Origin of the sequence: Shewanella sp. BJSY2023SW007, assembly GCF_047314525.1 — a bacterium.
Taxonomy (GTDB): domain Bacteria; phylum Pseudomonadota; class Gammaproteobacteria; order Enterobacterales; family Shewanellaceae; genus Shewanella; species Shewanella chilikensis.
Genome location: NZ_JBKORL010000091.1, coordinates 18,294 through 33,089, shown reverse-complemented (window position 1 = coordinate 33,089; position 14,796 = coordinate 18,294). Strand labels below are relative to the sequence as shown.

The following is a 14,796-nucleotide window of genomic DNA, read 5'->3' as shown; positions in this document are numbered from 1 at the left end:
CTGTAAAAGGAAAAGCCTGCACCCAGTGCGCGAAAACTGGCATGCAGATCATAGTCATCCACTTTCAGCGTGGCATAATAGCCAACCAGGTTCAGTAATAGCTCAAATAAGGTTGCTCTATGTCCAAGCCGCAAGACGTCTGTGCCCATCCAGGGCTGATGCATCCGGATCTCGCTCTGCCCCTGCTACTCGAGCAGGTCACCCCGTTGGAAGATACCGAAACCGTGCAACTGTCGGATTCTCTGGGACGAGTATTGGCAGAAGACTTGGCCAGCAGCATAGACTTGCCGCCGTTCGATAACTCGGCGATGGACGGCTACGCCTATCGTTATGCCGACCTGCCCGAGAAGGCCAGCCTGAAATTACTGGGTAGCTCCTTTGCCGGCCACCCTTTTGAAGGCCAATATCAGCCAGGCGGCTGTGTTCGCATCATGACTGGCGCTCCTGTGCCTGCGGGTTTCGATACAGTGCAGATGCAGGAGAAAACCGAAGCCAATGGCGAGCAGATCACCATAGAACCTTGCAAGCAGGCCGGAGACAATGTGCGTGGCCGCGGCGAAGAGCTGCTGGCCGGCACCAAGGTCCTCAGGGCCGGCACTCTGATAGGTGCCGCCGAAATGGGGGTGATGGCCACCATAGGCATCAGCAGCCTTAGAGTGATCCGTAAGGTTAAAATCGCTTTCTTCTCCACAGGTGATGAATTGCGCCCCGTGGGTTCAGAGTTGGCGCCCGGTCAGATCTATGACTCCAATCGCTACTCGATTCAGGGCCTGCTCAGCCGCGCCGGTGTCGAGTGGCAGGATCTCGGCGTTATTGCGGATGATCCTGAGGCTATCCGCCAAGCGTTTCGCAACGCCTCGGCCAGTGCCGATATGGTGATCACCTCAGGGGGGGTCTCGGTCGGTGAGGCCGACTTCACCAAGCAGATCCTCGATGAGGAAGGCAAAATAAGCTTCTGGAAACTGGCGATCAAGCCGGGCAAACCCTTTGCCCTCGGCCATATAGGCAAGGCGGTGTTCTGTGGTCTGCCGGGCAACCCGGTTTCATCCATGGTGACCTTCTACAAGCTGGTGTGGCCTTTGCTGCATAAACTGCAGGGGCTGCCACAACCAACCCCACTACTACTGGATGCCAAATTGACCGCCCCCATACGTAAACAGCCCGGACGGGTGGAATACCAGCGCGGTATTCTGAGCCGCAACCAGGACGGGGAACTGGAAGTGGCGGTAACCGGCTCACAGGGTTCGGGCATGCTGACCTCCATGAGCCTGGCCAACTGTTTTATTATTCTGGAACAGATGCAGGGCGACACCCCGGCGGGCACCAGAGTCACGGTAGAACCCTTTAACAGCGTGCTGTGCTGAGGCCGATATGAGCGACGAGATACTCACAGATGCCGAGATGCTGCGCTACAGCCGGCAGATCTCCATCAAGGCGATGGACATTGAAGGCCAGGAGAAGCTCAAACAGGCCAAGGTGCTGATGATAGGTGCCGGTGGCCTAGGCTGCGCTGCCGGTCAGTATCTGACGGTTGCCGGGGTCGGCAAGTTGACCCTGGTGGACTTCGACACTGTCGAACTGTCCAACCTGCAGCGCCAGGTACTGCACCAGGATGGCAATATAGGCCAGCCCAAGGTGGAATCGGCCAAAGAGAGCCTGAGTGCGCTCAATCCCCATGTTCAGATAGAAACCATCAATGGAGTGTTGGATGATCCCGAATTGGATCAACTGGTTGCCGAACACCATCTGGTGCTGGACTGCACCGACAATGTTGCGGTGCGCGAACAGCTCAATCGCAGCTGTTTTCGGCATAAGGTGCCCTTGGTGTCCGCTGCCGCTATCCGTATGGAAGGGGTGATCTCCGTCTTCGGTTATCAGCAACAGATGCCTTGCTATCACTGTTTCAGCAGTCTGTTCGGCGAGCAGCAACTCAGCTGTGTCGAGTCGGGTATTCTGGCGCCGGTCGTCGGTATGATGGGCTGCCTGCAAGCAGTGGAAGCCATCAAGGTGATCAGTGGTATCGGTAAGCCGCTCTACGGTCGTTTGCTGATGTTCGATGCCATGACCATGGAGTTTCGCGAGATGAAGCTGCCGCAGATCCCCAACTGCCCCGTCTGCGGTTGAGTCTGCAATAACAAGAGGCTGCCTGGGCAGCCTCTTTGATTTTCAGCATTTTTTTACTTGGCGTTAAGCCAGTCAGACTCAGGCAATACCCTGTCGACAATCCGGATCTCGGCAATATCACCACGGAACAGATCGGCCACCTCACCGTCCCAACTGGAGGCGCCTACCATCCATTCGCCGCCGGGAATACTCACCAGCCCATGCTGCTCGGCTTCGGCGGTACGCATTACCCTGGAGTTGTCCACATACATGGTGGCGTATTGGCCGTCGTTGACTATGGCCACGTGATACCAATAATCCCTGTCCACTTCCCAAGACCAGTTGCTGGGCCCCACGCCATTGCTGGAGGTGGAGATCCACTGGAACTCCTTGAGACTGGAGGCGGTCAACGCCAGCGAAGGATCACCGCCGCCACAATCCAGCTTATGGTGTTCACACACCTGGCTCTGGCTGGGTTTATGGGCAAAGACGGCGCCCCAGGCATTTTCCGATGCCTGCCACTCTGGTGCCAGACGCACTATCATCTCTATGGTGTACTGCGGCAGAATACCCGCCTGGCCATCGGCAGAAACCAGCGTCGGTGCCTGGCTGGAGAGGTAATAGCCGCCCAGGGTGTTGCCGCCCTTGAAACGAGCCGCCCCTGTGGCGTGGCCGAAGCCAGGAGCTTCATCCAGCAGTTCAAACAATTGCTCCTGAGTGCCACTGCTGCCCGTCTTGGCCTTGAGGCTCAAGGTATTACCGCGCCCAGATAGATCCATAAACTGCACCTTGGTTGGATCTGTGCTGGTTAACTTATGCTCGGCATCGAATATCCAGTAGGCAAGTGTTCCTTCAAGCTTACCCGGGCCTTCGGTTTCCACTTCCTGATTCAGCTTGGCAAAACGTTTTTCAAAGTCCAGTGGCTGTTCAAACTCCCAGCGTTGCAGCACATCCTGAGGCTGCCTCTCTGCCTCAGGGATGGCCGCTACCCAAGGTGAAAATGAACGGAACTGCAACCGCTTGTTGGCTTCATCGAAACTCACCAGTTGCAACATACCGTTGCCACCCCAGAATCCCGATTGGTAGTCCACCAAGATCATGACCACATCGCGACCATAGCGGTTCTTGGCCACCATCTTGGCCTCACCATGGTGATGGCCGTTGAAGGTGAGAAAAATCTGGTCATTGTCTTTGATCAACTTGTCCCACAGCATGGCGCCATTGTCGGTAAATATGGCGCTGTTGCCATCATCGGCCACATTTAATAACTGATGGGTAGTAAGTATGGTTGGTGTTTCCGGGTGAGCATCCAATACTGACTGTGCCCAGGCTATGCTGGCCGCCGAGGTACGCCAGTCGAGCGCCAGCAACAGATACTCGCGCTCACCGCCCTTGAAGAGGTGATAACTGTTGAAGCCGGTGGCATCTGCCCCCTGGAAACTGGCAAAGTTATTTTGCTGCAAAGACGCCGGGAAATGCTTGAGGAAAGGCTCTGCCGCCAGGGTTCTGTCGCTGTCGAGGTTGCTGTTGATATCAACCCCGGACTGACGGTAAGCCAGCACATCATGGTTACCCGCCAATATGCTGTATGGGGTGGCTGGATTGGCCTCCAGAATGCTCATGGCCGCACGGGCATTGAGCCATTCCTGCTCTGAGTCAGGCAGGTCAACCACATCCCCCAGATGCGCCGTAAAAACGATATTTTGTTGCTGGTAGTTATCGGCAATCCATTGAGTTTGAGCATTGTAGCGCTCGGGATTATAGCGGGAGTACTTCTGGGTATCGGGCATGACCACCAGAGTGTAACTCTCGGCTGCGGCTTGAGTGCCACTGTCGCTATCTGAGTTACACCCGGTCAGGCCAAGCACGGCGCCCAGAACCAGTGCTCCAATTGAGTGTCGCATTAAATCTCTCCAGTTCAGGCTAGTAAGAAAGTCTGAATTTAAACAAGGACAGATGAAGCAAAATAAATACTTTTATTTCAAAATCATTAAGTTACAACAAAGCATCAAAATATACATACTAGCAACAAAAGTCACTATTGCAGCAAGCGCTTGAGGGTTGGAAGATGTCCTACAGGATTTTGGGTGATAGCGCCTTGTTGAGCCTGATATTTTTCTATATTGTGTGGCGCTTTCATCTCGCCTGAAATCTGCAAAAAGGAAATTTCCCACTATGGACAATAGCCTGCGACGCAACTATGGCACAAATAAGGGCCAGATCAGTGCCGGCAAATATAACCTGGTCGTTGGTCTGACCCTGATCTGGGGGTTTGTGGTCAACTATCTGATGGTGTTGAATATCGATCCTGAAATCATCATCACCATTCCAATCTGGCTGTTCTTTATCGGCTACTTCGTCTGCTGTATGGCGGGCATCTATCTATTTGAAAGCTCAGCCCAGCCCGCGATAAGCTTTCTCGGCTACAACCTGGTCGTTGTTCCCTTCGGTCTGATAATTAACCTGGTGGTCAGCAGCTATGACCCGACTCTGGTGTTGGAGGCACTGCGGATAACGACTATCGTGACTCTGGCAATGATGATATTGGGCACCCTATTTCCCGCCTTCTTTGCCCGCATAGCCGGCGCCCTGACAATAGCCCTACTGTTGGTGATCATTGTCGAACTGGTAGAGCTATTTATCTTCAAGACCCATCACGGCATTACCGACTGGATAGTGGTATTGATCTTCTGTGGCTACATTGGCTATGACTGGGGCCGAGCCAATGCCAAGGAAAAGACAGTCGACAACGCCATCGACAGCGCCGCCGCGCTTTATATGGATATCATCAACCTATTCCTACGCATTTTGAGCATTCTGGGAAGAAGGAATTAACGCCTTGCGTTTACTCTTGCTGTTGCTGCTCCCCATGGCTTTTTGCTCTTTGAGCGCTGCCGAGTGCAGCACTCAGGCTCTGGCCAAGGCCAGGAGTGATTTCCAGCAAGGTTATGCCAAAGGCGAGTATCAACAGGCAACGGCGGCGCTCGCCACCTTTCATCAAGAATGTGGCTATGAGTTGTTCCCCCAAATCAAAGGTGCAACCGAGCCGGCCATCGAAGATGTTCGCCGCTACTACTGGCTGATAAGCGATCTCTTGCTGGGTCTGTCCCGCAGTGGTCAACTCAACGAGTGCATAGCTCTGGCCGAATATGAAGAACTCAATTGGGGCAGCCACTTTTATCGCCTCGGGGGTGAATCCGTGTTGGCGGCCCTGCAATACAACGCCGCCAACTGCAAGAGCAACAGAGAGCAAAAGCTCGGCAGTTTCAGTCAACAAACTTGCCCAATCGCAGGTGCTGCGGATGCGCTGGCTATTCCCTCAAGCTGGCAGATGGGCCAGGCCTGTTTGCGGCTGTTTCCGGGGCAAGCGGAAACCGAATTTGACGCCGGCGATCAGATATCGCCCTATGTCGAGCTGATAACCGCCACTGAACGCCACAAACTGGCTTTTGCCGACGGCAAGCTTGGCAGTGGCGATTTTTGCGGCTTCTCTACTCTGGCTCTGGGCCGCGATAAGCAATTACGCATTTCGGGAAGTGGCGGGTTCTGCTGGCAAGGCAGTGCGGCTTTTATGCTCGACTCTGTCTACCGCTTGCAGCAAGATAAACTGACCATCACAGACGAACTGTTTGTCCCAATCCACTGAAGCATTATGGGATGTTCGATTACAGAAATGCTGCTGAATATCCCGAGGTCTCAATACCTTTATGTCACTGCGGGTGTCATCGGAAAATCTTTCTGGCACTGAGCTGTGATAGCACTCCAGGACGCAAGCCAAGAGCAAAACCCCAGAACCAGGATAGGTTTGGCATCCAAGTACTATCTTGATAGGCTCGGGATAAAACAAGACCCGATAACGCGAATAGCGATCTGCTGTTAATTTTGAAGCTAAGGAAGGTGTCGGCAATGAAGAAACGTTATGGCTTTATCCTGCTGCTACTGCTGATCTTTGCCGGTGCCCTGATCCCGGAAAACCCACAGGTGCCGGTTCACCAGGCCAGCGCCAAAGACTGGCATAAAGACAGTTTCTGGTATTACCCCTGGGGCACCTCCGGGGTACACAAGGGCATAGACATCTTCGCCGCCCGCGGCACTCAAGTGCAGGCCCCGACGCCCATGCTGCGCCTCTATCAAGGGGAGTGGCGTCTCGGCGGCAAGGTGGTGCTGGCCTTGGGGCCAGGCTGGAAGTTGCATTATTTCGCCCATCTGGACAGCCTGGAGCCGAACGGTTTTTATCTACCTCAGGGCAGTAAACTGGGCACGGTCGGCGACTCGGGCAATGCCAAAGGCAAGCCGCCCCATCTGCACTACAGCATAGTCAGCCTCATGCCCATGCCTTGGTTGATGGATGATGCGCCCCAGGGATACAAGAAAGCGTTTTATCTCAATCCTGTGACCTATCTGGCGCCCCGCTGAGTGCCTGCTGCCTGAGCCATTCGAGAAACACCCTGACTCTGTGGCTCAGCTCCCGGCCGGGAGCCGGCAGCAGCCGATAACTGAGCCCAGGCAACACCTTGCCCGGCAAGCAAGGTTTCAACCAACCCCGCTCCACCAAAGAGGCCACCAGCACAGAACTGGCAAGCGCCAGGCCTTCACCGGCCAGAGCGGCCTGCACCAGGTGATCCTCCTGGGTAAACTCCAGCAATCTGGCACCTTTGAACTCGTGATAGGTCTGTTGCCATTGCTGCCAATCGAGCCCGTCGAGAGCCGGGTTCTGCCAGCGGGTCTGCAACAGCGTCACCTGAGGTTGCTTGCTCTTGAGATAACCGGGACTGGCGTAAATGCCGAACGTCTCACTGAACAGTACCTCTTCGCCTTCTGCCGCTTTGCCGTAGCGTATGCAGAGATCTGTCTCACCCAGAGGGTCGCTAGGCTGCAGCCCCTCATCGCTGCTGACCGACACCCGAATATCGGGGAAACGCTGCTGAAAGTCCGGCAATCGCTGCGCCAGCCATAGGGCGGCAAAACCATGGGTGGTGGAAACTCTCAGCTGGTTTGGTGTCACACCCAAACGTTCAATCCCCTGGGCTATGCCGAGCAAGGCCTGGCGACAGGATTCTGCCAACTCGGCTCCAGCCGGTGTCAGTGATACCGCCCGGGTCTGGCGGATAAACAGGCGGGTGTCCAGCTGAGTCTCAAGATTTCTTATCTGATGGGAAACCGCGGTCGGAGTCAGGCTCAACTCCTCCGCAGCCAGCTTGAAGCTCAGATGCCTGGCGGCGGCTTCGAACACTCTCAAGTTATTCAGTGTGGGTAAATGGGCAAACATTGCGATTAAATAAGTGAATTTTGCTCATCTATAAGTGAGAAATGACCCTTTGTCAACTCGAGCGGTATTCCAGATAGTTATGCCCTGAGCAAACAAACGGAGAAAGTGATGAAAACCCTTTTAAGAATAGATGCCAGTGCGAGAAGAACCGACAATGACAAGTCCAGCTACAATTCGATTTCCAAGTCGTTGGCGCAGCTATTCTGCGATCACTGGCAAGCCCAAAATAACCTATCAAAATTCATCTATCGTGATCTGGGTGACCAAGCACCACCGGCCATCACCCAAGATTGGATTGCCGCTGTATTCACCCCGGAGGAACTCCAAAGTACAGAGCAGCAACGGCTGCTGGCACTGTCGGACTGCCTTATCGACGAGTTGCAGCGGGCCGATATCATTCTGATCTCAACGCCCATGTACAACTATGGCATGCCGGCGGCACTCAAGGCCTGGTTTGATCAGGTCATACGCATCAATCGCACATTCAGCTTCGACTTAAAGCGCGGCGATTTTCCGCTGCGACCGATATTCAGCGGCAAGAAACTGGTGTTGGTTTACTCCTGCGGCGAGTTTGGCTTTGGCGACGAGGGCATTCGCGCCGGAATGAATCACCTGGGTCCCCATATCAAGACCCTGAGCCACTATCTTGGGGTAGAACAGTTTTATGAGGTGCGCAGTGAATTTCAGGAGTTTGCCGACGAGCGCCATCGGGTTTCCATCGAAGCGGCCAGCGCCTCACTGAGGGAACTGGCCCAAAAAATTTAGCAATCAAACCACTGCGTTTGAGAAACCAAAGCCCAGATTGGCCGCTAACAAAGACCGGCCAATGCCACTGTCTCAGCGCTTGTGCTCAGTTCTTGGTCACCACCCAGAGCGCATGCAGCAACCCCGGAAACCAAAAGAACAGACAGAGAATGATATTGATCAGCAGGTCTTTACCGGCACCGGCTTTGAGAAATACCGCCACCGGTGGCAACAAAATGGCGATGATGACGAGCAAGAGTTTATTGGTATCCATGGTATGACTCCTGGCAAGGAATTAAAGGGACAACCCATTTAACTTGGCAGCATGATGCCCGGCTTGCAACCTTTTCCCTTTCCCTGAGTAAATCGAAATGTCAGCTACCAGTATTTATTTGCGCTTGGGCCAGTCCAACTCCCAGGGTTGCTTAAGCGTTTGCAACTGACCGAGAACTCCCGACTGCATAAAAACTTCGCCTTGCGATGGCAAGCTCAGGTATCTAAGCGCTTGCCCGCGCCATTCAAACTCCAAAGCATAGGCGTGCAGGTAGCCACGGTCAGCATCAACAGCACTGCCGCCATAGAGAGTGTCCCCCAGAATCGGCACTCCCAGGCTGGAAAGCGCCACCCTCAGCTGATGGGTCTTGCCGCTGTGAGGCTTGAGCAGATACAGGCGCAACCCTTCGGCGACCGACCAGGAAAAGAACTGGGTAACCGCCGGGTTATCGGTGGAACGCAGCAGCTTATACTGGCTACGGCGGGACTTGGCCATATCACCTATGATCCAACCCTGTTTCTTACCCGGTTTACCCTTGGCCAACGCCAAATAATATTTCTGCACCTTGTGTTCACTGAACATACGGGTAAATTCGGCCGCCGCCTCGGATGAACGGGCCAGAAGCAACAGGCCGGAGGTCAAGGTATCCAGCCTATGTACGGGATAGAGCTTATAACCCAATTCTCGCTCGGCACTGGCCACCAGCCCGGCCTCACCGTGTTGACTGTGGAAGTGAACTCCGGGCCGCTTGTCCAGCAGGATAAAGTCGGGTTCTGTAGCTATCACTGAATACATGGGTTAAACCTGAAATGTGACTATGACCCTAAGGCCGGGGTGGTTATCCTGCAGTGAAATACTGGCGTTGTGCCGCGAAAGAATCGCCTTGACCATAGAAAGCCCCAAGCCGGTGCCTTGCTTATGACGGCTGGGGTCCAGCCGCACCAGGCGTTCGAAGACCCGCTCACGCTCCGCTTCCGGGATCCCGGGGCCATTGTCGCTGATGATGACCTGGTTGGCTTGCTGCGAAATGGTGATACAAGCTCCCTCGCCTGCATAGCGAATGGCGTTGTCGACCAGATTGAACAGCGCCTGGAACAAGAGATGTTTATCGCCTGTGATATGGCAATCCTCACTGGTTTCCAGCTTGAGTTGTTGCTCTTGTGCCTCGGCCAATACATCGGCCATATCCAGCAGATCATGACACATCTGCTGTAAGCTGAAGCTCTCCAGCTCCAGTTGTTGTTGCCCCTCTTCAATGCGGGTCAGCGACAACATGGCGTTGAAGGTCGCCAGGCAGTGATCCAGCTTTTCAATAAGAATCGCGCTGCGCTCGGGTAGCTCTTCCGCTGGATACTGCGGCAGCTGCTCCAATCCGATCCTCAGGTGCGACAAAGGCGTGCGCAGGTCATGGGCGATATTGTCAGTCACCCCGCGCACGGCGGCAAGGTTGCGTTCCAGGGTATCCAGCACCCGATTGAACTGGCGCGCCAACATATCGAATTCATCACTGTTGCGACTCACAGGCAAGCGGGTGTTGTAGTAACCTCGCTCTATGCGTTCACTCAGGCGGTTATATTGCACCAAACGCCGGAGCAGCGCCTTGGAAAACAGATACCCCATGGCCAGCGTCAATACCACTGTCAGCATCACAGCGGTGGCCGCCGCGCTGAGAAACTTTTCGATCAAGGTCGCCAAGTGGTCGGTACGGGTGGCGATCAGCACAGGGCCATAGCGGGTCATTACCACGCCGCCGGTGAGAATATGCAGTTTATCCGGGCCGCCGGTAAGGATGGGGAAATCACGGGTTTTCGGCAGCAGTGGCATATTGTCGGGCATAAAGGTCAACGCCCCGACCATATCCGGGCTACCCTGCCAGGCAATCAGTGCAGTTTGCGGATCAGCAGCATGGATTTGCGCCGCAAAGCTGCGCTTATCTACGCTCAAGGCCAGTTGCTGGTAACGCTGCGCCTCCGAGGCTAAGTGTTTCTCAACCTGAGACTGCTGCTCTGTCACCAGCTGTTGATAGAGTGCAAACAGTAACGCGCCGATGATCAGAGTCACCAGCACAGAGAAGAAGATGGTAATACGCCATACGCTGCTCTGATACGGCTTAATGGCTTTGGCGGAGACGATAACCAGCCCCTCTTATGGTTTCAATCAACTCGCCATGCCCCAACTCTTCGAACTTACGTCTCAGCTTGGCGATATGCACATCGATAACATTGGTTCTGGGGTCAAAGTGGTAGTCCCATACGGCTTCAAACAGCAGGGTGCGACTGATCACCTGATTGGCGTGTTCCATCAGGTACTTGAGCAGTTGGAATTCCTTGGGTTGCAACATCAGTTCAGTACCGTCCAGAGTCACTTTACGGGTCAGTAACTCCATCTCCAATAAACCCACCTTGAGATCTGTCTTGGCCGGCAGTGACTGGCCACGCAACATCAGTTTCTCAGCCCGCACCAGCAGTTCGGAGAAGGCAAACGGCTTGGTCATATAGTCATCACCACCGGCGCGCAGCCCCTTGACCCTCTCGTCGACGTGACTGAGTGCCGAGAGGATCAACACCGGGGTTTGATTGCCGGTGGCCCGAAGCGCCGCCAAAACCTTGAGGCCATCGAGCCCGGGTAACATGCGATCCAGTATTACCAAGTCGTATTGACTACTGGTCGCCAACAGCAAACCCTGATGACCATCGGCCGCAGTTTCAATGTTATGTCCCTGCTCCAGGAAGCCCTTGACGATATAATCCTGAGTGGTTACGTCATCTTCGACCAGTAATATCTTCATTGTCAGTCCCATTTCAGTAGAGGCAATGGCCGCTGTTTTTCGATATCAAACGCCAGCTTATGCTTGCCTCGTTCATCCATTACTTTCAGCTCCAGATAGGCAATCCCCAGATCTTTGTCCAACTGAGCTTCCAGCAGATGAGCCTTACTGTTTTGCATCGCCATTTCCACCAGTTGGGAAAAACTGAGCTTTTTCTGCACCAAGAGTTTGACCGCAGCCAACTCAGCCATATCGTCAGCCTCCAAACGATCGACTTTGCGTTTGAGGATCTCACCGCTGCCGGCAAGTATATCCAGCTCAGTGGTAGTGTGATCATCCGGGTTTATTAAGTCAATTTCATAGACCAAGACCCCATTATCCACATCGGTTTCAAACTCGACGATCACCCCGGGAAACTGGGACTCAATACGCTGCATCAGCTCTATCGGTTGAATACGGTCACTATCATTCAACAATTCCAGCAGCGAGGGAGCCGCGACTGCTACCGAAGAAAACAGCACCAGCCCCGCCAATAAACGTCTCATTTTGCCTCCATCCGAGCGCTGGCATCAAAGGCCAACTACTCATACAAGCCAAGATTCATTTAGTGTCACCAATCAAGGTGATACTTTCAATTTCAACTTCATTGCCGTTCCACTCTTTGTCAACCTCGCCGGTCAGTTTCACCAGAGTGCTTTCTTTCACATCGGCATTGATATTGCGCCACAGCTTATGATCGATTTCGACTTTAACCTCGCCGGAATCATCACGGAACAGGTAAGTTTCGTCGCCCAGGCTCTTCACCAGGTAACCTGTCAGCTCAACTTGAGTATCGTCACTGGCCTGCTCGACCTGAGACGCTGTAATGACCCGATTTTCGACTCCTGGCCCGGTATAGGCTGCAAGAGCAGCGGCACTGCAGAATGAGGATAATACCAGTAAATATGCCAACTTTTGCATCTTGTTTCTCTCCTGAGGTTGTTTCAATGGCTGCAGTATAGATTTCAGCGCTTGAACTCAGGATGGAAGCTAAATTAAGTTTTGATCATCTAATCGACAACCGGCATAAAGACTGTCTTATCAGTGTTCGAGAATATGAATTTGTTCAGATTTGAGAGCAACTTCTGTCTGCATACCGGCAACCAACTCCAGCTTGCGAGCCAGATGTAACGGCACTTCGGCGCTAAGGGTCTGATCCACGCCTTCGATTGCCGCCAGCAGGCGCACAGACTCGCCCATCACCAGTAGGGATTCGAGCCTGACATTGAGTTTATTGAAGCTGCGGCACAGGCGGCCACGGCTGATGGAGTTAAATCTGACGCCTTGATTGGGCACCACCCAGCGCACCTTATCTCCCGGATTCAGGCGCGCATCATAGTCACAGGCAATCAGTTGCTCGCCAAACTTAAGCCAGGTGAGTTGTCGCTCCTGCTCCAGGGCCACCACTTCAGAGTCAAACAGGTTTCTCAGGCCCATCTGCCGGGCAACCGCCTCATTGCGGGGTTTGGCCAATACGTCATGGGGCACACCCTGTTGCAGTAACTGCCCTTGGCTGATAAGCACCATGCGGTCGGCCAGCAATAAGGCTTCGTTGAGATCATGGGTCACCATGATCACCGGAATATGCAGCTGTGACTTGAGCCGTGCCAGCTCCAGATACAGGCGCTCACGGGTCTCGCGATCGACGGCAGAAAAAGGTTCATCCAGCAGCAATACCGAAGGCTCACGCGCCAACGCTCTGGCCAGCGCCACTCGCTGTCTCTGGCCGCCGGACAACTGCTCAGGCAAACGATCCGGCAAACCGTGGAGATTGACCCGCTCCAGCCAATCCAGCGCTCTGGCACGGCGTTCGCCCTTAGGCAGATGATCCAGCCCGGCGATAACATTGTCGACCGCACTCAGATTGGGAAACAGGCCAAAATGTTGCGGCACAAACCCCAGATGGCGTTGCTGCGGGCTCAGGTTCACTGTCTCGGAAAACCAGGGTTTATCACCATAGCGGATGCTGCCGGATTGCGGCTTATTGAGACCGGCAATCATCCTCAGCAGCGTAGTCTTGCCACCACCGGAGGGCCCCACCACGGCCAGGACTTCACCGGCACGGCAAACAAAGTCGGCCTGCAGTGGGATCCCCTTGGTTTGATGAACGCTGACATGCAGATCTGTCGGAGTCATCTCAATCTCCCGAGCCGCCGCGACAACCCTGTGGTCAATGCCAATGTGGTGATGGCAAACAACAAGAGTACCAGCGACATAGTACCGGCCGAGGCGAAGTCAAACGCCTGGACACTGTCGTAGATGGCGATGGAAATCGTCTTGGTCTCTCCCGCGATGGAGCCCCCCATCATCAGGACGACACCAAACTCGCCGAGCACATGGGAGAAACACAGCACCAGGGCCGTCAAAATCCCCGGCCACACCAAGGGCAACTCCACCTTAAATAGCTGTTTGGTGCGACTCATGCCGCAACAGGCGCAGGCATCGCGCACATCCTGAGGAATGGCTTCAAAGGCTCTTTGAATAGGCTGCACTGCAAAGGGAATATTGACCAGTACCGAGGCGACCACCAGGCCGGAGAAATGAAATACCAGCTGCACGCCCAAGGTTTGCTGCAGCCATTGGCCCAGCCAGCTTTCACTGCCAAGCCCTACCAAAAGGTAATAACCTATCACCGTGGGCGGCAACACCAGAGGCACCATGATCAGCGCCTCTATCCATGACTTACCGCGAAACTCTCGATAGGCCAGCAAGCGGCTCAGCAAGATGGCAAGCGGCAAGAGTACCAAGACACTGATGGCAGCCAGTTTGACCGAGAGCCACAGCGACTGCCAATCCATTCAACTTCCCTCGGGCAAGGCAAAGCCATAGGCGCTGAACACCTGTCGCGCTTCCTGCCCTTGCAGATAATCATAAAAAGCTTTGGCATCGTCACCGGCTTTCTCAAGCAGTACCATGCGCTGGGTCAGCGGGGCATGGGAGTCTACCGGCAACGCCAGATAACGACCTCTCGCCTGAAACTGTGGCGCCACCGCCAGCGACAGGGCAACTATGCCGCCCTGAGTCGAACCACTCAAGGCAAACTGCGCCGCCTGGGAAACGTTTTCACCATAGATGAGGTTGGCCTGCAACTCCTGCCACAAACCTTTTTGCTTGAGCAGTGCGCGGGCGCGCTCGCCATAGGGAGCATGATCCGGGTTGGCGATAGCAAAGCGCTTGATCTGCCCGGCGGCCAGTGCTTGTTGCAGCCCCTGTAGCTCTTGATCCAGTTTCAGCGGCGAATTTTTTGGAGCCACCAGAGCCAAGCGTCCATAGGCGTAGACCAACCCCTTGTCGCGAGTGATGCCTGCGTCAGCCAGCGCCTCGACATAACGCTCATCGGCCGAGAGAAACAGCTCAAACGGCGCACCATGTTTTATCTGCGCCACAAAGTTACCGGAAGAACCGTAGGAGATCTTGAGTTGGCGTCCTGTCTGTTGCTGATAACGCTCGGCAATATCATCCAGGGCAAACTTGATATTGGCCGCCGCAGCCACATGAACGCTTTGCGCCGCCGAAGCCGGCAGACACAGACTGAGCAGCGCCAGCGCGGTCAGCACGGCCCTGGTCGTCGAATTCAGCAATCGCTCCAATAGCACCATC

General features: G+C 54.5%; 17 protein-coding genes. 6 read left to right on the top strand and 11 right to left on the bottom strand.

The window, feature by feature from the left end; all coding sequences use genetic code 11:
- The first annotated feature begins 119 nt into the window (after positions 1 to 119).
- Together moeA and moeB are read left to right on the top strand one after the other, a co-directional pair.
- Positions 120 to 1,364: a molybdopterin molybdotransferase MoeA gene (gene moeA / locus ACMHXE_RS15755; protein WP_039034625.1), complete on the top strand. Its 1,245-nt coding sequence runs from the start codon at positions 120 to 122 to the stop codon at positions 1,362 to 1,364.
- A gap of 7 nt (positions 1,365 to 1,371) precedes the next feature.
- Positions 1,372 to 2,124: a molybdopterin-synthase adenylyltransferase MoeB gene (moeB, locus tag ACMHXE_RS15750; RefSeq protein WP_165565937.1), complete on the top strand. Its 753-nt coding sequence runs from the start codon at positions 1,372 to 1,374 to the stop codon at positions 2,122 to 2,124.
- A 53-nt stretch (positions 2,125 to 2,177) separates the two neighbouring features.
- On the opposite strand, the gene ACMHXE_RS15745 is transcribed toward moeB, so the two are convergent.
- The gene (locus tag ACMHXE_RS15745; protein ID WP_413732761.1) at positions 2,178 to 4,007 is read right to left on the bottom strand and encodes a LamG-like jellyroll fold domain-containing protein; all 1,830 of its coding nucleotides are present in this window, start codon (positions 4,005 to 4,007) and stop codon (positions 2,178 to 2,180) included.
- 271 nt (positions 4,008 to 4,278) lie between these two features.
- Here ACMHXE_RS15745 and ACMHXE_RS15740 point away from each other — a divergent pair, with 271 nt between their 5' ends.
- The 3 genes from ACMHXE_RS15740 (at position 4,279) to ACMHXE_RS15730 (ending at position 6,519) form a co-directional block, all read left to right on the top strand.
- Complete coding sequence (locus ACMHXE_RS15740; RefSeq protein ID WP_101055858.1) at positions 4,279 to 4,938, top strand: Bax inhibitor-1 family protein; 660 nt, start codon at positions 4,279 to 4,281, stop codon at positions 4,936 to 4,938.
- 4 nt (positions 4,939 to 4,942) lie between these two features.
- Positions 4,943 to 5,749, top strand: coding sequence for a hypothetical protein (locus tag ACMHXE_RS15735; protein WP_413732759.1), 807 nt, complete (start codon positions 4,943 to 4,945; stop codon positions 5,747 to 5,749).
- Positions 5,750 to 6,009: 260 nt separating this feature from the next.
- Positions 6,010 to 6,519, top strand: coding sequence for a M23 family metallopeptidase (locus ACMHXE_RS15730; protein ID WP_045283325.1), 510 nt, complete (start codon positions 6,010 to 6,012; stop codon positions 6,517 to 6,519).
- Here ACMHXE_RS15730 and ACMHXE_RS15725 read toward each other — a convergent pair.
- A complete protein-coding gene (locus tag ACMHXE_RS15725; protein ID WP_165565934.1) occupies positions 6,488 to 7,372 on the bottom strand; it encodes a LysR substrate-binding domain-containing protein in 885 nt (294 codons plus the stop codon). The two genes, ACMHXE_RS15730 and ACMHXE_RS15725, sit on opposite strands and share 32 nt — an antisense overlap.
- Before the next feature lie 108 nt (positions 7,373 to 7,480).
- Here ACMHXE_RS15725 and ACMHXE_RS15720 point away from each other — a divergent pair, with 108 nt between their 5' ends.
- Positions 7,481 to 8,137, top strand: coding sequence for an FMN-dependent NADH-azoreductase (locus tag ACMHXE_RS15720; RefSeq protein ID WP_165565933.1), 657 nt, complete (start codon positions 7,481 to 7,483; stop codon positions 8,135 to 8,137).
- Between the two features lie 85 nt (positions 8,138 to 8,222).
- Here the strand turns inward: ACMHXE_RS15720 and ACMHXE_RS15715 are convergent, their stop codons facing one another.
- The 9 genes from ACMHXE_RS15715 to modA form a co-directional block, all read right to left on the bottom strand.
- Positions 8,223 to 8,390 carry a YqaE/Pmp3 family membrane protein gene (locus ACMHXE_RS15715; protein ID WP_025009192.1) on the bottom strand — a complete coding sequence of 56 codons (168 nt, stop codon included), beginning with the start codon at positions 8,388 to 8,390 and terminating at the stop codon, positions 8,223 to 8,225.
- A 114-nt stretch (positions 8,391 to 8,504) separates the two neighbouring features.
- Entirely contained in the window at positions 8,505 to 9,185 is a 681-nt protein-coding gene (locus tag ACMHXE_RS15710; RefSeq protein ID WP_165565932.1) for a TIGR01621 family pseudouridine synthase, read from the bottom strand.
- A 3-nt stretch (positions 9,186 to 9,188) separates the two neighbouring features.
- Positions 9,189 to 10,451: a sensor histidine kinase gene (locus ACMHXE_RS15705; protein ID WP_101055893.1), complete on the bottom strand. Its 1,263-nt coding sequence runs from the start codon at positions 10,449 to 10,451 to the stop codon at positions 9,189 to 9,191.
- 49 nt (positions 10,452 to 10,500) lie between these two features.
- A complete protein-coding gene (locus tag ACMHXE_RS15700) occupies positions 10,501 to 11,178 on the bottom strand; it encodes a response regulator transcription factor (protein ID WP_101055862.1) in 678 nt (225 codons plus the stop codon).
- 2 nt (positions 11,179 to 11,180) lie between these two features.
- Positions 11,181 to 11,702, bottom strand: coding sequence for a PepSY domain-containing protein (locus ACMHXE_RS15695; protein WP_101055863.1), 522 nt, complete (start codon positions 11,700 to 11,702; stop codon positions 11,181 to 11,183).
- Between the two features lie 55 nt (positions 11,703 to 11,757).
- Positions 11,758 to 12,117: a YgiW/YdeI family stress tolerance OB fold protein gene (locus ACMHXE_RS15690; protein WP_286998022.1), complete on the bottom strand. Its 360-nt coding sequence runs from the start codon at positions 12,115 to 12,117 to the stop codon at positions 11,758 to 11,760.
- 120 nt (positions 12,118 to 12,237) lie between these two features.
- A complete protein-coding gene (locus ACMHXE_RS15685; protein WP_101055865.1) occupies positions 12,238 to 13,332 on the bottom strand; it encodes an ABC transporter ATP-binding protein in 1,095 nt (364 codons plus the stop codon).
- Positions 13,329 to 13,994, bottom strand: a complete 666-nt coding sequence (modB, locus tag ACMHXE_RS15680; RefSeq protein ID WP_101055866.1) for a molybdate ABC transporter permease subunit — start codon at positions 13,992 to 13,994, stop codon at positions 13,329 to 13,331. Before modB ends, ACMHXE_RS15685 begins: the two co-directional genes overlap by 4 nt.
- Positions 13,995 to 14,795, bottom strand: coding sequence for a molybdate ABC transporter substrate-binding protein (gene modA / locus ACMHXE_RS15675; protein WP_413732755.1), 801 nt, complete (start codon positions 14,793 to 14,795; stop codon positions 13,995 to 13,997).
- Position 14,796: the final 1 nt, after the last annotated feature.

What these genes read in the sequence shown, in the direction of transcription:
- ACMHXE_RS15725 (WP_165565934.1), bottom strand. Translation starts at nt 7,372, where the DNA reads ATGTTTGCCCATTTACCCACACTGAATAACTTGAGAGTGTTCGAAGCC.
- ACMHXE_RS15710 (WP_165565932.1), bottom strand. Translation starts at nt 9,185, where the DNA reads ATGTATTCAGTGATAGCTACAGAACCCGACTTTATCCTGCTGGACAAG.
- ACMHXE_RS15720 (WP_165565933.1), top strand. Translation starts at nt 7,481, where the DNA reads ATGAAAACCCTTTTAAGAATAGATGCCAGTGCGAGAAGAACCGACAAT.
- ACMHXE_RS15695 (WP_101055863.1), bottom strand. Translation starts at nt 11,702, where the DNA reads ATGAGACGTTTATTGGCGGGGCTGGTGCTGTTTTCTTCGGTAGCAGTC.
- ACMHXE_RS15715 (WP_025009192.1), bottom strand. Translation starts at nt 8,390, where the DNA reads ATGGATACCAATAAACTCTTGCTCGTCATCATCGCCATTTTGTTGCCA.
- moeB (WP_165565937.1), top strand. Translation starts at nt 1,372, where the DNA reads ATGAGCGACGAGATACTCACAGATGCCGAGATGCTGCGCTACAGCCGG.
- ACMHXE_RS15685 (WP_101055865.1), bottom strand. Translation starts at nt 13,332, where the DNA reads ATGACTCCGACAGATCTGCATGTCAGCGTTCATCAAACCAAGGGGATC.
- ACMHXE_RS15740 (WP_101055858.1), top strand. Translation starts at nt 4,279, where the DNA reads ATGGACAATAGCCTGCGACGCAACTATGGCACAAATAAGGGCCAGATC.
- moeA (WP_039034625.1), top strand. Translation starts at nt 120, where the DNA reads ATGTCCAAGCCGCAAGACGTCTGTGCCCATCCAGGGCTGATGCATCCG.
- modB (WP_101055866.1), bottom strand. Translation starts at nt 13,994, where the DNA reads ATGGATTGGCAGTCGCTGTGGCTCTCGGTCAAACTGGCTGCCATCAGT.
- ACMHXE_RS15745 (WP_413732761.1), bottom strand. Translation starts at nt 4,007, where the DNA reads ATGCGACACTCAATTGGAGCACTGGTTCTGGGCGCCGTGCTTGGCCTG.
- ACMHXE_RS15730 (WP_045283325.1), top strand. Translation starts at nt 6,010, where the DNA reads ATGAAGAAACGTTATGGCTTTATCCTGCTGCTACTGCTGATCTTTGCC.
- ACMHXE_RS15690 (WP_286998022.1), bottom strand. Translation starts at nt 12,117, where the DNA reads ATGCAAAAGTTGGCATATTTACTGGTATTATCCTCATTCTGCAGTGCC.
- ACMHXE_RS15700 (WP_101055862.1), bottom strand. Translation starts at nt 11,178, where the DNA reads ATGAAGATATTACTGGTCGAAGATGACGTAACCACTCAGGATTATATC.
- modA (WP_413732755.1), bottom strand. Translation starts at nt 14,795, where the DNA reads ATGGTGCTATTGGAGCGATTGCTGAATTCGACGACCAGGGCCGTGCTG.